Origin of the sequence: Prevotella heparinolytica (assembly GCF_004342845.1) — a bacterium.
GTDB lineage: Bacteria > Bacteroidota > Bacteroidia > Bacteroidales > Bacteroidaceae > Bacteroides > Bacteroides heparinolyticus.
This window is the reverse complement of record NZ_SLXB01000032.1, coordinates 13,555-32,206: the sequence shown is the minus strand read 5'-3', so window position 1 is coordinate 32,206 and position 18,652 is coordinate 13,555. Positions and strand designations below refer to the sequence as shown.

The following is an 18,652-nucleotide window of genomic DNA, read 5'->3' as shown; positions in this document are numbered from 1 at the left end:
CAATCTTTTGTCTGATTTTCCTTTCCATATATCAAATCGAATTAAAATTATTCCTATCTTTAAGGCGTGTTCTTGTTGAACACGCTGCAAATATAGAAGATAATTTTCAACCAAACAAATATATCAGAAATAATTTTCAACCAATGAGCAGTATTTTATCAAGAATTCAGGAAATAGTTATAAAAGAGGGGACAACTATCACCGCTATGGAGCGCAATATTGGGGCAAGCAAAGGCGTGTTATCCAGAGCAATAGCTAATGGAACTGACATTCAATCCAAGTGGCTACAAGGAGTGGTTGAAAATTATCCCTCATATTCCGCAGAATGGCTAATTACTGGGCGCATGCCTATGTTGAAAGATGAACACGAAAGAGATCATTCGACAGAATTACTCCCCAGCATTAATCAGAATTATGAGGGTGCACCATATTATAATACGGACTTTATAGGTGGCTTCGACTTCGTCTCTAACGATCAGACACACCTGCCAGACTTCTATATAAACTATCCACCGTACAACAAGCAAGGAGTGATGTGGTGCAATCTTACCGGTCACTCTATGGAGCCGGAGATTAGCAATGGTGACATCATTGCGGTGAAAGAAGTCAATTCTCCTATTGAATATCTTCCGGCAGGCGAGATATACGGCATCGTAACCGATGACTTCCGTACAGTGAAACGCATTCGTATCAGCAAGGAACATAGAGATTTCGTTCGCCTCATTCCTTCAAATAAATCACCCGAATACTGCGAACAAGAGATACCCATCGAGATGATTCGCCGGGTATATGCCGTGTTAGGTAGCATACGCAAGTTCTTTTAACCCTCAGTGAGAAATATCACAACTAATATATTTTAAAATAGAATGACTATGGATATAAAAGATTTGTTAGGAGTTTCAGAGCCTCTTTGTAAACTCATTGATACTGTACAAAATGGGTGTTCCTGGGTGTTCAAGCCAAACCAAATTAAAAGAATAGCGGCAGCTTCATCTGATGTGGCGTCTCTTGAAGCTAATGCCGACTTTAAAAAGAATTTAAAAGAGGCATTAGCCGAGGATACAATCAATATGGTACGGACAGCCAGAGAACAAAGGCAATTAAACAATATCGTGAATATCTATGCCAATACTGCCCGGGAACTTCAAATAATAGAGAACATAGATAAAACCCCGGTTGATCCGGATTGGTCTGCTCGCTTCTTTGACTATGCTAAGGATATTTCAAATGAAGAGGCACAAGTCGTCTGGGCAAAAATATTGGCGGGGGAGATTGTAAAACCGGGAAGTTTCTTCAAAAGAACTTTATCTATCTTAAGAGATATTGAATCCTTTGAGGCCAAATGGTTTGCTGAAATTTGCCAATTTGTACTTGCTGACTGTATAATTAGCCTAAACGGTATAGAAAAAGAAGGTTATCCGTTAAACCAGCTACAATCTCTTATGGATTGCGGACTAATCAATAGCACTGCATGTCAATTTACACTTAACGAGGGTGAAACGGAACTTCAAGGAAAAACCCACTCTATAAGACTGCTCACTTCCCAGATGGAAACACCCCCGAGAGTTAGCCTATTTTCTATATACACATTGACAGATGCCGGAATACAACTTTACCGCATTACTCCAGCGAAATCCCATCAAACATATATGACGAATTTAAAAGAGCAGATCGAAAGGCAATACAACATTAAAGCAGAACTTATTCAAATAGGCGAATAATCTATTATTTGAATATACTTATGTCCGGTAATGCTTATTACTTTCTCAATTATCTCTTGCTCTGTCGCAATGATGGGAGTATTAGGATGGTTAACGCCAAATCTAACCATGATCGTTGTATACATTTTAAAGAAATACATCCATGAATACCTGTATGTAACCACCAGCGGTTTTTCAAAATAGCCGTTCAGCATATAAATCCCTTCTCTTTAAATAGCGCTCCCGGCAAAATTACCGGGAGCTCTCCTTCCAACAATCAAATAACCCTTCTCCGTACGTTTTGCCCCGCAGCCGGAGAACCTTTTAGCGGGAACGTTATACAAACACCTATTCAAATAATTGTGGCAGGAGCAAGACTCGAACTTGCGACCTCATGGCCATGAACCATGCGAGCTTCCCACTACTCCATCCTGCTATATCCGTGCAGCGCACACACGTTTCTGACGCTAAAATACGACATGTTTCTCAAATACATACTATAAATCAAATACTTATATAGATTTCCCTGTTTTTGACACAACCAAAAATACTATACTATCCCCCTATAAATATGCACAAAAACGACATAAAACACCCCAATAAAAGAAATATGACGGTCAAAACACACCTCTGAAATAGTTAAAAAGGTATCTCCAACTTTAGAAATCATTCGAGTTTAATACGCTCAAAGGTATCCCCAACTGTATCTCCAACTGTGTCTCCAACTCCGTTTTTAACATTTTAGATTACCGCAATTATTCTGGTTGTTATCCACGTTTTCCTAAATTAGGTCACTAAACAAAAGAGTTTTTCTAAACGCTCTAAACGGCAGGTATTTTTATTTATAAAACTTCTATATATTATATATTTGGTATATATTTGCAAAAGAAACTTCTAAATAGCAACAATATGACCAAAGTTATTCACGTCCATCTCATTTTCGAGAAAAAGGATTATTATTTCGGAAGTATCAGTGCCATCTACACCGTCTTAAACGATGCCCAAATAGGCATCAAACAAAGCTCATTACTTCATGCCGGGCTCACCGATGGAGGCGTTAAGATAACCCGTAGAGCCATTATCCGCCAATCTCACCTCATCCGTTGCATTCAGGGGTAGTTCCCTTACCGCACACAGAAATCGGGCTGAATTGTGCCTCAAAAAGCGCCAATTCAGCCCGATTTTTATTCCGATGTAACATTTACCGTTTAGAAATCACCTATATTCCGTTTAAATGTTATACCCATGTAAGACAGATGTTACAAATCGTTTTGTCCTAACCCGTACATTCCAAATATCATCAAACTCTTTATTCATCGGCATTTCACCGCATTTTCGCCTACCTACGTTTTACACACAAAGTGATTTGTCCCCCTTATTTTTTTATGCCTAAATTGCGTCGGTTTACATAATTCAGTTAAACCGAGAGTTAAACCAAGATACCGCCCCTAAAAGTATGTAAATACCTTTTATTCAAACATTTGATTATATCTTAGTTGAGCTCTCCATAAGATTATCCATATACTTATTCATAGAATAAAAATGAGTTCCTCACTGTTTTCAACTCTTTTGCCAAGCAGCTAAATCGAGAATTTGAGCGATTGAATTTTGCATACCGTATAATAAAGAATGAAATTGCAGAAGTATTTCCGAAAAAAGAGATGATAACAAAAGAAAATGGTTGGAGGCATTTTGATACAACCTCCAACCATTTTTTATTACTTCATCTCTTCCAAATAGAGCATACGGCTTGAATAATCGTTCTGTTTGTGATAATCCACCCTGTGGCTATAAGGAATTTCCAATCCATTTGTCATAAGATAAGCACCACTGAAAACTTTTCCTTCAAAGTTCAAAGGCACATTGTCTATGCGATTCAGCTCGTGCACCTTGTAGTACTTGTCGGGGCAAAGGCCGGCCATCTTCACACGTGGCAGGTGCTGATTGCAGAAATGCTCGGTTTTCCACCAATAGAAGACCGCCTTATCTTTTTGGGGCGCAACATACATCAGCGAGGCCACACCCTTATTGTCATAAGGTGATATCAGGCGATAAATATCCCCCATCTGCACAACGGGACGGATGGTTTTATACTCGGCAATGGCATTCTTGCAAAGCGCTTTCTCGCCTTCCGTCATGTTTTTGGGTTGAATCTCCATGCCCAAACGACCACTCATTGCCACATCGATGCGATATTTCAGAGGGATGGTGCGGAACGTCTGGTGATTGGGAGCGGCACTTATGTGCGAAGCCATGGCGATGGCGGGGAAGAAATAAGAAGTACCCCATTGCATATAGACACGTTGCAGGGCATCGGTATTATCGCTTACCCAGAACTCGTCGAAATAGGGCAGAACACCATAATTGGCACGGCCGCCGCCACTGGCACAAGCCTGAATGGTGAGGTCGGGATATTTGCTGCGGATGCGTTGGCAAACTTTCTCGAAGCCACGATGATATTCTATGTACAGATGACTCTGATTGTCTTTCGTCAAATATTGAGAACCATGATTCATGATGGACATGTTGGCATCCCACTTGATGTAGTCTATGGCAGGATAAGCCGTCATCAGATCGTCCACAACCTTAAAGATGTAGTCCTGCACGGCAGGGTTGGCAAGGTCAAGGACTACTTGCGTGCCGCCTCGCCCCAATACAAGGTCCCGTTCGGGAGCCTTGATGACCCATTCGGGGTGCTGCTCATAGAGTTCGCTGACGGTATTCGCCATTTCAGGCTCAATCCAGATGCCAAACTTGATGCCGTGCTTCTTGGCATCCGCCAACAGCCCGTCGATGCCTTTAGGAAGTTTGCTCTTATCCACTGTCCAATCGCCCAATGAAGAGCTGTCGTTCTTACGAGGATATTTGTCGCCAAACCATCCGTCGTCCATAACGAAAAGTTCGCCACCCATGGAAGCAATGTCTGCCATCATCTGATCCATACCTTCTTGATTGATATCAAAATAGACTCCCTCCCAACTGTTCAACAGAATCTTACGGGGTGTGGTGCCGTGGGCCAGCTTATGCAGGCGTGCCCAACGATGGAAATTACGGCTACCGCCGCTCAAACCTTCACTGCTGTATGTAAGAGCCAGTTCGGGGGTACGGAAAAGTTCGTCTTTCTTTAATGTATAGGCAGAGTTTTCCTCATTGATACCGGCAAAGAAATGGTGATACCCGTCGTCGTGAGTGTCAATGCGGAGTTTGTAATTTCCGCTGTAACAAAGAGCCGCACCGATCACGTTACCGGCATTCTCCTGCGGTCTGCCGTCCAGCGAGAACATCACTTCGGCATGCGATGTGTGCGAGTTGCGCACACCGTCCTTATTCTTGATAACCTTCATTCCGGATGCCAAAGGTTCTTGAGACACTCGCCCCTCGTTGCCCCACGATCCATACAGATGGGACAACCACACCTCACCGCGACGGATGGGCAGATAGGCGGAAGCAAACTGATTGAGCACCACGGGCTTTTTCTCCTGATGAGAAATCTCCGTCCAAGCCTCGATTACATCGGCATCTTGCCAAGCCCGATAGCAGACGTTGACAAAGAAAGGATACACCTTGTCTTTCAGCGAAACAACTGTCGTCACAGCATTGTTTTCTTCAGAAGCAGTGACTTTCAGCACTTGCAGTTGCAACGTCATATTGCCATCGGCATGCTTCACTGCGAGAGCGGTTTCCGTAGGGCAATTCATACCATACTCCGGATAAGCCGTATGCTTCGATTCCACAGTTTCGAGGTTCTGCATATCCACGTCAGAGAGTTTGCTGCCATAATACAAGTACTCCAGTTTTCCACCCTCCGACGCAGAGAGCACCAAAGAAGTTTTCGGAGTAGATACATACACGTTTTGGGCAAACAAGCCGCCGGTCAGCAGCAGTGCTCCCAGAAAGAGATTGGTTCGTTTCTTGAAATCCATGTTTTTCTTGTTTTTTAGATTGATTTGTTTAGTCGTGACAAAGATAAAATTTCTCACCAAGACGAAATAGTATTGTTTTATCTTATTCTCGTACTACTTTATCGTTCGCTACGAAAATCTGCCTCCCAACGAAAAACTTCCGTCTCACTTCCGGCTGACGATCGTTCCCGTGGCCTGATTGGTCGGCATCACCAGCACTTCGGCAATCTGAATATGTTGAGGCACGGCAGCCGCAAAATAAACCACCTCGGCAATATCGTCACCGCTGAGCGGACGGATTCCCTTATACACGTTATCGGCGGCTTCTTTATTACCCCGGAAGCGTACGACGGAAAAATTCGTCTCCACCAATCCGGGCTTGATGTTCGTCACACGAACGGGAGTATCCACCAAGTCGATGCGCAATCCGTCCGACAAGGCTTTGACGGCAGCTTTACAAGCACAATACACGCTTCCGCCGGGATAAGCATAATCACCGGCAATGGAGCCCATATTGATGACATGCCCGCGTCCCCGTTCCACCATGCCGGGCACTACCAAGCGGGTCATGGCAAGCAAGGCTTTCACATCGGTGTCAATCACCACATCCCATTCGTCCAGATTTCCTTCGTGTTCCTTGTCCACCCCGATCACCAAGCCGGCGTTGTTTATCAACACATCTATCTCTTTCCAGTCGCCGGGCAAAGCGTTCAACGCCGCTTCGGCCACCTCCCTGTCGCGCACGTCGAAAGAGAGTAAAAGTACCTCTGCCCGGTATTTTTCTTCCAATTCTTGCTTTACCGCTTTCAGTTTCTCCAGATTTCGACCGTTGAGAATCAGCCGATACCCGTTCATGGCAAATTTGCGTGCACAGCCCTCTCCTATACCCGAAGAGGCACCTGTGATAAGTACTGTTTTCTTTTCCATACCATTATTGTTTTTTCTGCTGATTGCAAAAGTATCATTAATTTGCGAGTTGCAGGATATTATCTCCGGTTATTTTCAAATCCTTCAGCCGCACCTCTCCTCCTTACTTTCGTTCCTAAACGAGGTGATGGGTACTCTGCTCTGCCCCAATCCCTCATGGAAGGGTTCAAACGCGACAGTACTTTTTATAACACAAAGAACTACAATGTTTTACACTTGTACAAGCATCGCCTCACGCTTGTACAAGCGTACCCCCTCACTTGCACCATCGTAAGCCTGCACTTGTACAAGCGTAAGCTTACACATGTAGATTCGTGCCTCTGCTACCGGCTGAAAGAATCAGGAAGAACGTACCGGCTTTACCCATCGACAAGAAAAATATCAAAAAATACGACTAAAAAAAACATCCTTAGGGTAAAGATTGTTATTATTATATCTAAATTTGCACGATTTCAGAGCCGGTCCGGTTGTTGTCCGATTCATTTATGAGCTTTTTTGGGAAATCAAAGAGAAGCCGGGATATAACTCACAGACGGAAACGGACTCTTAAAACACTATTAACACCAATTTTATTAAAGAAAGAAGAGAGTATGAAGAAAATGAAATTTACAGCATTGCTGCTGTGTGGTACCATACTGCTGGGCAGTTGCGGTACAATGAACAACACTACAAAAGGAGGTATTATCGGCGGAGGTTCCGGCGCAGCCGCAGGTGCCATCATTGGTGGGCTGATAGGTAAAGGCAAAGGCGCCGCCATCGGTGCTGCCATCGGTGCTGCCGTAGGTACGGGAGCGGGTGTTGCCATCGGCCATAAAATGGACAAGAAGGCTGCCGAAGCAGCTAAAATTGAAGGCGCACAAGTAGAACAAGTGACCGATGCAAATGGTTTGCCGGCCGTAAAGGTTGCTTTTGATGCAGGCATCTTGTTCGGCTTCAACTCTTCAGCTCTGAGCAATGACGCAAAAGCTTCTTTGCGCGACCTTGCACAGATTCTGAAAGACGACCCGACAACGGACATCGCCATCATCGGTCATACCGACAAAGTAGGTACTTACGAAGCCAACGTCAAGGTATCGAAGAACCGTGCTTATGCTGTCGAAAACTACCTGCAAAGCTGCGGCGTTTCTTCGGCTCAGTTCAAAAAAGTGGAAGGTGTCGCCTATGACCAATACGACGAAAGCAAAACTGCTGCTCAAAACCGTCGCGTAGAAGTGTACATGTATGCCAGTGAGCAGATGATTAAAAATGCCGAGGCATCTAACTAAAACCTAAAGTAAGTCCACACAAAGAGCCGACTCAAGCTCAAAACCATAAAAAACAGATTCTTGGTGGATATTAAAGAAAAAAAGTCATTAGATGAAAGCCCCCACGTTCGGTATTCCGGAATTTGCTTGGAGATACCCGTGCGTGAGGGCTTTATACAATCAGGACAACGCCGGAAGTTCTGTCAGCGTTTCTCTTCATGGAGGCAAATCGAAAGTAAGTATCTGTTTTATGAAGCTTCGTAAACCTTTGCGTATTCTGCGCAACATTATACTCTTTTTTTTCATTTCCACCTTCGCTACGGCAGTGCTTTACCGCTTTCTACCGGTCTACGTCACTCCTTTGATGGTGATTCGCAGTGTGCAGCAACTATCCAAAGGAGAAAAACCGCTTTGGCACCACACATGGGTATCGTTCGATAAGATTTCACCCCACCTGCCTATGGCGGTTATAGCCTCGGAAGACAACCGCTTCGCCACGCACAACGGGTTCGACTTTACGGAGATAAAGAAAGCCATGAAAGAAGCCGAGAAAGGGAGAAGAAGACGGGGAGCCAGTACCATCAGCCAGCAGACGGCAAAGAATGTATTCCTATGGCCTAAATCCTCATGGCTGCGCAAAGGATTCGAGGTTTATTTCACGTGTCTGATAGAACTATGCTGGTCTAAAGAGCGTATAATGGAGGTATATCTCAATTCCATCGAGATGGGAAAAGGCATCTACGGAGCACAGGCAGCGGCAAAGTACAAATTCAACACCACAGCCGCCAAACTATCGGCGGGACAATGTGCCTTGATAGCAGCCACACTGCCCAATCCGATACGTTTTGATTCGGCACGCCCTTCGGCTTACATCAAAAAAAGGCAAGGGCAAATTCTGCGCCTGATGAAATTAGTGCCGAAATTCCCTCCGGCGGAGAAGAAGGAAGAAAAGATAAAAAAGAAATAGAGAGTATCTTCACACTCATTTGCAGAAATACATTCACTCCCCCTGTCTCATTATCCGCCAAAATGAAACTGCCGGCTCCAACAGTACGAAACCGATGGAACCGGCAGACTAAGATTGCATAAAGAAGCAATGCAGCATCTGTCGCTACAAACTCAATAGGTATGCTCTCCCTCCTTCATTTCCTTTGCATCGATTTTGCGAATATCGATGCTGCGCCACGCATAGAAAATATAGGCAAGAACGAAGGGAACGAGAATAGAGACGTACGCCATCACCTTCAGAGTGAACAGGCTGGAACAACTATTGGTAATGGTCAACGAACTCTGCAAATCATGAGTGGAAGGATAGTAGGCCGTATTATTATAGCCCGCCACAAGCAAAAGAGACAGAACAGTGAGCACTGTACCCACACCGGCAAACCAAATGCCCTTATCAAATGCAGGTTTCCACAACGTGCGGATAATGCCCCAAAGCACGGCAAGTACGCCCACGAGAAATACAAGCAATACAACAGGCATTTCGAGGAAGTTGGTCAGATACTTATAGGGTTCCATAAACACCTCTCCCGTTTCCGGACGGACAGCATAGCCGTCGGCCACCAACGTGCGGATGACGAATGCCAAGAAGAACAGCAGGAAGAGTCCCGTATTTCCCCAAAGCGAACGACGGCAACGGCTCACCAGATTCTCATCGTTGATGTTATTGATGAAATAGAGCGTACCCAGAATGCGCGACAGGAAAAACACAGCCAGCCCCAACACCACATTCCACGGGTTGAGCAGTGCATCCAGCCCGTGTCCGGCATTGGCCCACCGGCTGATGACCGGCATTGCCGCATCTGCCATGTTTCCTTTATTAATGTAAAATTCTGAACCGGTGAAGAATGTAGCCACCGCACTGCCCAGCAACACCGGCCCTACAACTCCGTTTATCACCAAGAAAATACGATACGTGGTCTTTCCCAACAGATTTCCCGCCTTGGACTGAAACTCATAGCTGACAGCCTGCAATACAAAACTGAACAGAATAATCATCCATAACCAATATGCACCGCCGAAACTGGTGCTGTAAAACAGCGGAAACGAAGCAAAAAACGCGCCGCCAAACGTAACCAGTGTAGTAAATGTGAACTCCCACTTGCGTCCCGTGGAGTTTATCATCATCTTTTTCTGCTCCTCCGTTTTGCCCAAGCAGAACAAAAGAGAATTACCTCCCTGCACAAACAGCAGGAATACCAGAATAGCTCCCAACAAGGATACTACAAACCACCAATAGTGCTGAAGAAATATATAAGTGTCCATTGATATTCTAAATTTATATTTTACGATTTATTATAAGCCCTCACTATTCATCGTTCATTATTATCGGGTCCTTTGCGGATGGCCTTCAGCATAATGCCGACTTCAGCAATCAACATGATTGTGAAGAGCACGAGGAAGATAAAGAACGTGGTTTGCACGGAGCTGACATCCAGCTTGGAGACAGCGGCGCTTGTAGGCAGCATGTCCTGTATGGCCCACGGCTGACGTCCGCACTCGGCCACCGCCCATCCCGCCTGTCCGGCAAGATATCCTAAAGGAATAGTCAGCATAGCCACCCAATGCATCCAACGCATCTGCGACAAGTCTTTCTTGTAGGCCAAAAACAATATCAGGATAAAGAAAAGAATGAAATACGCACCCAAAATCACCATCAAGCGAAACATATAGAATGTCAGAGGTACATTCGGCACCAAGTCGTTCACATTCTTAATATAACCATAGCCGAAATAGGCCACATTCTCTTTCAGCACCCGTGCAGCCTCTTCCGCCTCTGCTGCATTGCCCGCAGCCTTGGCTGCACGATAAGCGGCAAATGCGCCGATAGCCGTCTTTCCCTTCTCAATCTTCTCCTCTGCCGAAAGAGCCACCGTGCCATCCTGTTGCAGATAACCGCCTTTCAGCAAATCGTTGATACCCGGAACAAATGCGTCCATCTTGCGTTCGGCAAGCAATGACAACATTTTGGGTATTTCCACACGGAAGAGGAATGGATCCACCCCGTCCTGCGGCGTTTTCTTATCGGGATTCAACAGGCCGAAAGCCACCAAACCGGCCCCATGCTGCCCATCATAGTAGCCTTCCATGGCAGCCAGTTTCATCGGTTGCTTCTGAGCCACCTGATAACCGGATCCGTCGCCCGTCCATGCAGACAAAACAGCAGACACCAAACCTACCCACGCGGCAATCTTGATACTTGCCAAAGCAAACTTCTTATCACGCTTCTTCAACAAATACCAACAGCTTACGCCAACCACAAATACAGCCACCAGCACCCAGCCGGACAATATACTATGGAAGAACTTATTCACAGCCATCGGCGAAGTGGCCACAGCCCAGAAATCCACCATCTCGTTGCGGGCCGTATCGGGATTAAATTCCATACCCACAGGATTCTGCATCCATGCATTCGCAACCAAAATCCACCAAGCAGAAATCGTCGCTCCCAATCCCGTGAGCCAAGTAGAAGCCAAGTGGAAACGCTTGCTCACCTTATCCCATCCAAAAAACATGACCGCAATGAATGTTGCCTCCATAAAAAAGGCCAGAATACCCTCGATGGCAAGCGGTGCACCGAAAATATCGCCCACAAACCAACTGTAATTGCTCCAGTTCGTCCCGAACTCGAATTCCAGAATCAACCCCGTAGCCACACCCACGGCAAAGTTGATACCAAAGATTTTCATCCAGAACTTGGCGGTACGCTTCCAAAACTCATCGCCCGTACGGTAATAGGCTGTCTCCATAATGCCCATGATTACGGCCAATCCGAGGGTCAAAGGCACAAAAATCCAGTGGTAGATGGCTGTCAGGGCAAACTGCGCCCTCGACCAGTCAATCAGAGAAGAGTCAATGTGTTCAAACATAAAAGTAAAAGATTTATGATTTATAAATAATAATGAATTAAAGTGTTAGTCAATTGGCTTCAATACTTCTATGAATAAGTTCCCGACTGACATAGTCTTCTTTGTCATCACCCACCACAGGCGTATTCAAAAATCTCGGAAAAAAGAAAAGACGGAGAACAAAAAACATAATGAAAAGTTTCACCAGAATAATAAGCCATAAAGTGCGCCCCAATGTCATGCTCCGGAAGCCTTCCAGATAAAAGCGCCAAATGTTTACCACAGTCTGTTTCATCAGATATAGATTTATAATGATTACAAATATAAAATACTTTTATGACACAGGCAAACAAAAGACAAAAAAATATTTGATGGATAAACAAAATCATAGGCACAAAACAGTATTTCGGCGACAAAAAACGCCTTGATATCTATCTCTTTTGCATCCCTTATCCGGCTGCCCTAACTTTGCAAACATAAAAACATAGAATACCTAAAGATATGATGAACGTAAAAAGATTGACAGTGATAACACTCTGCATGGCAAGTTGCATAGGACTTTCGGCACAGGCCGACAGTTCCGTGCAACAAGCCGCGGCAGAAAATACCCGGCAAACTGCCGACACTCTACCCGCCCAATGGAACTTGCAAGCTTGCATTGACTATGCTTTGCAGCAAAACATCACCATCAAGAAGAACCGCCTCAACGCCGCAAGTGCCCATGTGGATGTGAAGACGGCCAAAGCCGCCCTCTTCCCCAGCCTATCGGCCAGTGTAAGCCAGCGCATCGTGAACCGCCCCAACAGTGAGACAAACACCATTATCGCCGGCGACAACATCACCAGCAGCCAGAGCAAAACGTCATACAACGGGAGCTATGGCATCGACGCCAATTGGACCCTCTACAACGGTGGAAAGAACCTCAACACCATCAAGCAGCAACAACTGAACAGCCGCATCGCCGAGCTCAACGTGACTGAAAGCGAAAACAGCGTCGAAGAGAACATCGCACAAACATACATACAAATACTATACGCAACCGAAGCCGTAAAAATCTGCGAGTCGACACTGAAAGTGAGTCAAGCCGAATGCGACCGCGCCCGCCTGCTTCTCGAAGCAGGAAGCATCGCCAAAAGCGACCTCGCACAACTGGAAGCACAAGTCAGTACAGACAAATATCAATTAGTTGCGGCACAAGCCACCTTGCAGGATTACAGGCTTCAACTGAAACAGCTTCTCGAGTTGGACGGAGAGCAGGAAATGGAGCTGTACATCCCGGCTCTTAACGACGAAAATGTACTCTCTCCTCTGCCCGACAAGACAGATGTTTATCGTTCGGCACTCATTTTCAGACCCGAAATAGAAGCCGGCAAGCTGAATGTGCAAGCTTCCGACCTGAACATCAAGATTGCCCGTTCGGGCTATTTGCCCACATTGAGCCTGACTGCCGGCATCGGAACCAGCCATGCCAATGGCAGTGACTTTACTTTCAGCGAGCAAATCAAGCAGAACTGGAACAACTCATTAGGATTCACCATCAGCGTACCCATCTTCAGCAACCGACAGACCAAAAGCGCGGTAGAAAAAGCCAAGATTCAGAAGCAAACCAGCGAGCTGGATTTGCTGGACGAGCAAAAAACGCTGTACAAAACCATCGAAAGCCTCTGGCTCGACGCAAACAATGCACAGCAACGGTATGCTGCCGCAGTAGAGAAGTTGAAAAGCAGCCGGACGAGCTACGAATTGATACAAGAACAATTCAACGTGGGCATGAAGAATACCGTAGAATTGCTGACAGAGAAAAACAACCTGCTCAGCGCACAGCAGGAGATGCTACAAGCCAAATACATGGCGATACTGAACATGCAATTGCTGAAATTCTATCAAGGTGAACAGATAGCTATATAAGAAACTAATAATAAGGAAAGATATGAATAAGAAGAAAATCATTCTCATCAGCATAGCTGCCGTATTGGCAGTGAGTGCAGGATGCTGGCTTTTCGGCGAATCCAAAGCCAATCATAAGGTAGTGTACGAGACGGCAACCGTGACCAAAGGAGAGATTTCAGAATCCATAACCGCCACCGGAACCATTGAACCGGTGACTGAGGTAACCGTAGGTACGCAGGTCAGCGGCATTATCGACAAAATTTATGTGGACTATAACTCCACAGTGACCAAAGGCCAACTGATAGCCGAGATGGATCGCGTGACGCTGCAAAGCGAACTTGCTTCGCAGCGTGCCGCCTACAATGGAGCAAAAGCCGAATACGAATATCAGAAAAAGAATTACGAGCGCAACAAAGGTTTGCACGAAAAGCAACTCATCAGCGACGTGGATTACGAACAGATAGTCTATAATTACGAAAAAGCCAAGAGCAGCTTCGAGAGCAGTCAGGCTTCGCTGGCAAAGGCAGAGCGTAACCTCTCCTATGCCACCATCACCTCTCCCATCGACGGCGTAGTAACAAGCCGCAGCGTGGAGGAGGGACAGACCGTAGCCTCCGGATTCTCTACCCCCACCCTTTTCACCATTGCCGCCGACCTGACACAGATGCAGGTAGTGACCGATGTGGACGAAGCCGACATAGCCGGCATAGAAGAGGGACAGCGCGCCACCTTCACCGTAGATGCTTATCCGAATGACACATTTGAAGGTGTCGTGACGCAAATCCGTTTAGGACAAGCCAGTTCGAGCAGCTCAAGCAGTTCTACAACTTCATCTACCACGGTAGTGACTTATGAAGTAGTGATAGCTGCCCATAACCCCGACCTGAAGCTGAAGCCCCGGCTGACAGCCAACGTCACCATCTATACCCTCGATCGCAAAAACGTGCTCAGTGTCCCTGCCCGCGCACTGCGCTTCACCCCGGAGAAACCGCTTATCGGCGACAAAGACATCGTGAAGGATTGCGAAAGCGAGTATAAACTCTGGACGCGCGAAGGCAACACCTTCACCGCTCATCCCGTAGAAATCGGCATTTCAAACGGAATCAATACGGAAATCATCAGCGGTGTCAACGAAGGAACAGTGGTAATAACAGAAGCCGCCATCGGCAATATGTCGGGCGGAAGCAATGCTCCGGACAGTTCGCAGCAGGCAAACAAAGAACAAAGTCCGTTTATGCCGAGCAGACCGGGGAAGAAATGAGAGAACAGACGTTAGACAATAGAAATCAGACAATAGACGTTAGAAATTGGAGACTCGGTATTATGAGCAAAACAGTCATAGAACTTCAAAATATAAAACGCGATTTCCGGGTAGGAGACGAAACGGTACATGCCTTGCGCGGTGTTTCGTTCTCCATCACCGAAGGAGAGTTCGTCACCATCATGGGTACATCGGGTTCGGGCAAGTCGACCCTGCTGAATACATTGGGCTGCCTCGACACCCCTACCGGTGGAGAATACCTGCTCGACGGTATATCCGTTCGCAGCATGTCGAAACCACAGCGCGCCGTACTGCGTAACCGTAAAATCGGCTTCGTGTTCCAGAACTACAACCTGCTGCCCAAAACAACGGCCGTTGAAAACGTGGAACTCCCACTGATGTACAACTCCTCCGTTTCGGCAACCGAAAGGCGGAAGCGTGCCATCGAAGCCCTGCAAGCCGTAGGGCTGGGCGACCGTCTGGAACACAAGTCCAACCAGATGTCGGGCGGACAGATGCAACGTGTAGCCATTGCACGGGCTTTGGTGAACAACCCGGCCGTGATACTGGCAGACGAAGCTACGGGTAATTTGGACACACGTACTTCGTTCGAAATTCTGGTGCTTTTCCAAAAGCTGCATGCCGAAGGGCGTACCATCATCTTCGTGACGCACAATCCTGAGATAGCCCAATACAGCAGCCGCAACATCGTGTTGCGCGACGGACAGGTAAAAGACGATACCATCAATACCAACATTCTCAATGCCGCCCAAGCGCTGGCGGCATTGCCTAAACAGGAGGAAGACGAATGAACGCAACAAACCTTTTCAAAATAGCATTGCGCGCACTGAACAACAACAAACTGCGGGCTTTCCTCACCATGCTGGGCATCATCATCGGCGTGGCGTCAGTCATCACCATGCTTGCCATCGGACAAGGGTCGAAAAAAAGCATTCAGGCCCAGATAGCCGAAATGGGTTCCAACATGATAATGATTCATCCGGGAGCCGATACACGCGGAGGCGTACGCCAAGACCCCAGCGCCATGCAGACACTGAAAATGGCCGACTATGAGGCGCTGCGCGACGAGACAAGCTTTCTGTCGGCCATCAGCCCCAGCGTCTCCTCGTCGGGACAGCTCATTGCCGGCAACAACAACTATCCTTCTTCCGTAAGCGGTGTAGGGACGGAATATCTCGAAATCCGTCAGCTGTCGATAGAAAATGGCGAAATGTTCGACGAAAGCGACATACAGACTTCCGCCAAGGTCTGCGTCATCGGTAAGACGATAGTAGACAATCTTTTCCCCGGCGAAGACCCGATAGGGAAAATCATCCGGTTCAACCAAGTGCCGTTTCGCGTGGTAGGGGTGCTGAAGTCCAAAGGATACAACTCCATGGGGATGGATCAGGATGACGTCGTGCTGGCCCCCTACACCACCGTAATGAAGCGACTGCTGGCACAGACCTACCTCAGCGGCATCTTCGCTTCTGCCCTCAGCGAAGACATGACGGACAATGCCACCGAGGAAATCACCGGAATTCTGCGGAGAAACCACCAGCTGAAAGACGGCGATGACGACGACTTCACCATCCGCAGCCAGCAAGAGCTCAGCACGATGCTGAATTCCACCACCGACCTGATGACCACACTGCTTGCCTGCATTGCCGGCATATCGCTCGTGGTGGGCGGCATCGGCATCATGAACATCATGTACGTGTCGGTCACCGAACGCACCCGCGAGATAGGCCTGCGCATGAGCGTAGGTGCTCGCGGCATCGACATCCTGAGCCAGTTTCTTATCGAAGCCATCCTCATCAGCATCACCGGAGGTGTCATCGGCGTGGTCATCGGTTGCGGCGCAAGCTGGGTCGTGAAAAGCGCGGCTCATTGGCCCATCTTCATCCAGCCATGGAGCGTATTCCTCTCTTTCGCCGTCTGCACCGTCACCGGTGTCTTCTTCGGCTGGTATCCCGCCAAGAAAGCCGCAGACTTGGATCCGATAGAAGCCATACGCTACGAATAATCAGGAATATAAGAAAGAGGATATCAAATAAAAATCTATCTTTGTCTCGTTATGAAACAATTATCCTACTCCCGCCCCCGCTTCATCGAAGCCCTGATACACATCATAGGCTGGGGAATCGTATTCGGTTTCCCCTTCCTGATGATGGCACGCAGCGGCTTCACCATAACATGGATTGACTATCTGCGTCATGGCAGCATAGTCCCCCTCTCTTTTCTCATCGTATTCTATGCAAACTACTTCTTCCTGATTCCCCGTTACTTGTTCGAGGGGAACATAAAGAAATATATTTTGCTGAATATGGCTTTGATAATAGCCGTTGCCGCAGGTGTCCATTTATGGCAGGAATATGCTTTCCAGACCCATTTGAGAGAAGGCGGCGAAAGAGGCGGAAGACACATGGGGCCTCCCAAATGGATATTCCTCCTGCGCGACATTTTTTCCATGATACTGACCGTCGGCCTAAGTGCCGCCATCAAAATGAGCAGCCGATGGAGGCAGATGGATGCCGCCCGCCGCGAAGCCGAGAAAAGCCGTGCGGAAGCCGAATTGAAAAACCTGCGCAACCAGCTCAACCCGCATTTTCTGCTCAATACGCTGAACAACATTTACGCTCTCATCGCCTTCGACACGGACAAAGCACAATCGGCCATTCAGGAGCTGAGCCGCCTGCTTCGCCACGTGCTTTACGACAATCAGCAGAACTTCGTCACCCTCGACAAAGAGATGGACTTCATTCGCAACTACATTGCACTGATGCGTATCCGCCTCTCCTCCAATGTCACCGTCGAGACCCGGATAGACATCCGTCCCGACAGCCGCACGGAAATAGCTCCGCTCATTTTCATATCTCTCATAGAGAATGCCTTTAAGCATGGCATCTCTCCCACCGAACCCAGTTTCATCCGCATCCGCTTCAGCGAAAGCCCCGAAGAGATACGTTGCGAAATCACCAACAGCCATCACCCCAAAAGTCAGGCTGACAAGAGCGGAAGCGGTATCGGGCTTGAGCAAGTGCTGAAACGTCTGGAACTCACCTACCCCGGCCGCTACGACTGGAAGCACGGGATAAGCGAGGACGGGAAAGAGTATTATTCCATTTTAGCGATAAAACCTTAATAAGCATAAGTATATGAAACTGAATTGTGCAATCGTCGACGACGAGCCTTTGGCATTGGGACTTCTGGAAAGCTACGTCGATAAAACGCCGTTTCTGGAGCTTGCGGAAAAATACTCCAGCGCGGTGCAAGCCATGAAGGAGTTACCGGGCAAGCACGTCGACCTGCTTTTCCTCGACATCCAAATGCCCGAACTGAACGGACTGGAATTTTCCAGAATGATAGATTCCTCCACCCGTATCGTCTTCACCACGGCTTTCGGCCAGTACGCCATAGACGGCTATAAAGTGAATGCATTGGACTACTTGCTGAAACCCATTTCGTATGTAGACTTCTTGCAGGCAGCCAACAAAGCCTTACAGTGGTTCGAGTTGTTGCAACAACCCAAAGAAGAGATTCAAAGCATCTTCGTAAAGAGCGACTACAAACTGGTGCAAATCGAACTGAACAAGATATTATACATCGAAGGGCTGAAGGACTACATCAAAATCTACGAAGAAGATTCTCCCAAGCCCATATTATCCTTGATGAGCATGAAGGCGATGGAAGACCTGCTGCCTTCGTCACGCTTTATGCGCGTCCACCGTTCTTATATTGTGCAAAAGGATAAGATACGCATAATAGACCGCGGGCGCATTGTATTCGGAAAGAATTACATCCCGGTAAGCGACAGTTACAAACAATCCTTTCAGGATTTTCTGGACCAGAGGAGTCAGTAGCCTGTCGGTGCGTC

16 protein-coding genes and 1 tRNA gene are annotated in these 18,652 nt (G+C 47.1%); 11 read left to right on the top strand and 6 right to left on the bottom strand.

The window, feature by feature from the left end:
* Positions 1-143: 143 nt before the first annotated feature.
* Together EV202_RS13540 and EV202_RS13535 are read left to right on the top strand one after the other, a co-directional pair.
* Positions 144-824, top strand: a complete 681-nt coding sequence (locus EV202_RS13540; RefSeq protein ID WP_131927450.1) for a S24 family peptidase — start codon at positions 144-146, stop codon at positions 822-824.
* 48 nt (positions 825-872) lie between these two features.
* A complete protein-coding gene (locus tag EV202_RS13535; RefSeq protein ID WP_165899440.1) occupies positions 873-1,721 on the top strand; it encodes a DUF2806 domain-containing protein in 849 nt (282 codons plus the stop codon).
* A gap of 342 nt (positions 1,722-2,063) precedes the next feature.
* Here EV202_RS13535 and EV202_RS13530 read toward each other — a convergent pair.
* Positions 2,064-2,136, bottom strand: a tRNA-Met gene (locus EV202_RS13530).
* A gap of 473 nt (positions 2,137-2,609) precedes the next feature.
* Between EV202_RS13530 and EV202_RS13525 the strand changes: the two genes are divergently transcribed.
* The gene (locus EV202_RS13525; protein ID WP_131927448.1) at positions 2,610-2,819 is read left to right on the top strand and encodes a hypothetical protein; all 210 of its coding nucleotides are present in this window, start codon (positions 2,610-2,612) and stop codon (positions 2,817-2,819) included.
* Positions 2,820-3,418: 599 nt separating this feature from the next.
* On the opposite strand, the gene EV202_RS13520 is transcribed toward EV202_RS13525, so the two are convergent.
* Together EV202_RS13520 and EV202_RS13515 are read right to left on the bottom strand one after the other, a co-directional pair.
* The gene (locus EV202_RS13520; RefSeq protein ID WP_106070604.1) at positions 3,419-5,623 is read right to left on the bottom strand and encodes an alpha-galactosidase; all 2,205 of its coding nucleotides are present in this window, start codon (positions 5,621-5,623) and stop codon (positions 3,419-3,421) included.
* 144 nt (positions 5,624-5,767) lie between these two features.
* On the bottom strand, positions 5,768-6,529 hold the full coding sequence (locus tag EV202_RS13515) for an SDR family oxidoreductase (protein WP_106070196.1): 762 nt from the start codon (positions 6,527-6,529) through the stop codon (positions 5,768-5,770).
* Between the two features lie 590 nt (positions 6,530-7,119).
* Here EV202_RS13515 and EV202_RS13510 point away from each other — a divergent pair.
* Both EV202_RS13510 and mtgA read left to right on the top strand, forming a co-directional pair.
* Positions 7,120-7,794: an OmpA family protein gene (locus EV202_RS13510; RefSeq protein WP_106070195.1), complete on the top strand. Its 675-nt coding sequence runs from the start codon at positions 7,120-7,122 to the stop codon at positions 7,792-7,794.
* A 229-nt stretch (positions 7,795-8,023) separates the two neighbouring features.
* A complete protein-coding gene (gene mtgA, locus EV202_RS13505; protein ID WP_106070603.1) occupies positions 8,024-8,740 on the top strand; it encodes a monofunctional biosynthetic peptidoglycan transglycosylase in 717 nt (238 codons plus the stop codon).
* Positions 8,741-8,892: 152 nt separating this feature from the next.
* Here the strand turns inward: mtgA and EV202_RS13500 are convergent, their stop codons facing one another.
* From EV202_RS13500 to EV202_RS13490, 3 genes are read right to left on the bottom strand one after another with little or no spacing between them, the layout of a single operon-like run.
* Positions 8,893-10,041: a cytochrome d ubiquinol oxidase subunit II gene (locus EV202_RS13500; RefSeq protein WP_131927447.1), complete on the bottom strand. Its 1,149-nt coding sequence runs from the start codon at positions 10,039-10,041 to the stop codon at positions 8,893-8,895.
* 47 nt (positions 10,042-10,088) lie between these two features.
* Positions 10,089-11,645 carry a cytochrome ubiquinol oxidase subunit I gene (locus EV202_RS13495; protein WP_131927446.1) on the bottom strand — a complete coding sequence of 519 codons (1,557 nt, stop codon included), beginning with the start codon at positions 11,643-11,645 and terminating at the stop codon, positions 10,089-10,091.
* A 49-nt stretch (positions 11,646-11,694) separates the two neighbouring features.
* On the bottom strand, positions 11,695-11,919 hold the full coding sequence (locus EV202_RS13490; protein ID WP_131927445.1) for a DUF4492 domain-containing protein: 225 nt from the start codon (positions 11,917-11,919) through the stop codon (positions 11,695-11,697).
* A gap of 206 nt (positions 11,920-12,125) precedes the next feature.
* On the opposite strand from EV202_RS13490, the gene EV202_RS13485 reads away from it, so the two are divergent.
* The 6 genes from EV202_RS13485 (at position 12,126) to EV202_RS13460 (ending at position 18,638) form a co-directional block, all read left to right on the top strand.
* Positions 12,126-13,532 carry a TolC family protein gene (locus EV202_RS13485; RefSeq protein ID WP_131927444.1) on the top strand — a complete coding sequence of 469 codons (1,407 nt, stop codon included), beginning with the start codon at positions 12,126-12,128 and terminating at the stop codon, positions 13,530-13,532.
* A 22-nt stretch (positions 13,533-13,554) separates the two neighbouring features.
* Positions 13,555-14,775 carry an efflux RND transporter periplasmic adaptor subunit gene (locus EV202_RS13480; RefSeq protein ID WP_131927443.1) on the top strand — a complete coding sequence of 407 codons (1,221 nt, stop codon included), beginning with the start codon at positions 13,555-13,557 and terminating at the stop codon, positions 14,773-14,775.
* A gap of 62 nt (positions 14,776-14,837) precedes the next feature.
* The gene (locus EV202_RS13475; protein WP_131927442.1) at positions 14,838-15,587 is read left to right on the top strand and encodes an ABC transporter ATP-binding protein; all 750 of its coding nucleotides are present in this window, start codon (positions 14,838-14,840) and stop codon (positions 15,585-15,587) included.
* A complete protein-coding gene (locus EV202_RS13470; RefSeq protein WP_131927441.1) occupies positions 15,584-16,801 on the top strand; it encodes an ABC transporter permease in 1,218 nt (405 codons plus the stop codon). Before EV202_RS13475 ends, EV202_RS13470 begins: the two co-directional genes overlap by 4 nt.
* Positions 16,802-16,852: 51 nt before the next feature.
* Positions 16,853-17,920: a sensor histidine kinase gene (locus EV202_RS13465; RefSeq protein WP_131927440.1), complete on the top strand. Its 1,068-nt coding sequence runs from the start codon at positions 16,853-16,855 to the stop codon at positions 17,918-17,920.
* 13 nt (positions 17,921-17,933) lie between these two features.
* Positions 17,934-18,638 (top strand): LytR/AlgR family response regulator transcription factor, encoded by a 705-nt coding sequence (locus EV202_RS13460; protein ID WP_131927439.1) that lies wholly within the window; start codon positions 17,934-17,936, stop codon positions 18,636-18,638.
* Positions 18,639-18,652: the final 14 nt, after the last annotated feature.

Bases quoted from the DNA above. Each gene is read 5' to 3' on its own strand.
- EV202_RS13510 (WP_106070195.1), top strand. From the start codon at position 7,120: ATGAAGAAAATGAAATTTACAGCATTGCTGCTGTGTGGTACCATACTG.
- EV202_RS13470 (WP_131927441.1), top strand. From the start codon at position 15,584: ATGAACGCAACAAACCTTTTCAAAATAGCATTGCGCGCACTGAACAAC.
- EV202_RS13465 (WP_131927440.1), top strand. From the start codon at position 16,853: ATGAAACAATTATCCTACTCCCGCCCCCGCTTCATCGAAGCCCTGATA.
- EV202_RS13535 (WP_165899440.1), top strand. From the start codon at position 873: ATGGATATAAAAGATTTGTTAGGAGTTTCAGAGCCTCTTTGTAAACTC.
- EV202_RS13520 (WP_106070604.1), bottom strand. From the start codon at position 5,623: ATGGATTTCAAGAAACGAACCAATCTCTTTCTGGGAGCACTGCTGCTG.
- EV202_RS13460 (WP_131927439.1), top strand. From the start codon at position 17,934: ATGAAACTGAATTGTGCAATCGTCGACGACGAGCCTTTGGCATTGGGA.
- mtgA (WP_106070603.1), top strand. From the start codon at position 8,024: ATGAAGCTTCGTAAACCTTTGCGTATTCTGCGCAACATTATACTCTTT.
- EV202_RS13475 (WP_131927442.1), top strand. From the start codon at position 14,838: ATGAGCAAAACAGTCATAGAACTTCAAAATATAAAACGCGATTTCCGG.
- EV202_RS13515 (WP_106070196.1), bottom strand. From the start codon at position 6,529: ATGGAAAAGAAAACAGTACTTATCACAGGTGCCTCTTCGGGTATAGGA.
- EV202_RS13480 (WP_131927443.1), top strand. From the start codon at position 13,555: ATGAATAAGAAGAAAATCATTCTCATCAGCATAGCTGCCGTATTGGCA.
- EV202_RS13495 (WP_131927446.1), bottom strand. From the start codon at position 11,645: ATGTTTGAACACATTGACTCTTCTCTGATTGACTGGTCGAGGGCGCAG.
- EV202_RS13500 (WP_131927447.1), bottom strand. From the start codon at position 10,041: ATGGACACTTATATATTTCTTCAGCACTATTGGTGGTTTGTAGTATCC.
- EV202_RS13485 (WP_131927444.1), top strand. From the start codon at position 12,126: ATGATGAACGTAAAAAGATTGACAGTGATAACACTCTGCATGGCAAGT.
- EV202_RS13525 (WP_131927448.1), top strand. From the start codon at position 2,610: ATGACCAAAGTTATTCACGTCCATCTCATTTTCGAGAAAAAGGATTAT.
- EV202_RS13490 (WP_131927445.1), bottom strand. From the start codon at position 11,919: ATGAAACAGACTGTGGTAAACATTTGGCGCTTTTATCTGGAAGGCTTC.
- EV202_RS13540 (WP_131927450.1), top strand. From the start codon at position 144: ATGAGCAGTATTTTATCAAGAATTCAGGAAATAGTTATAAAAGAGGGG.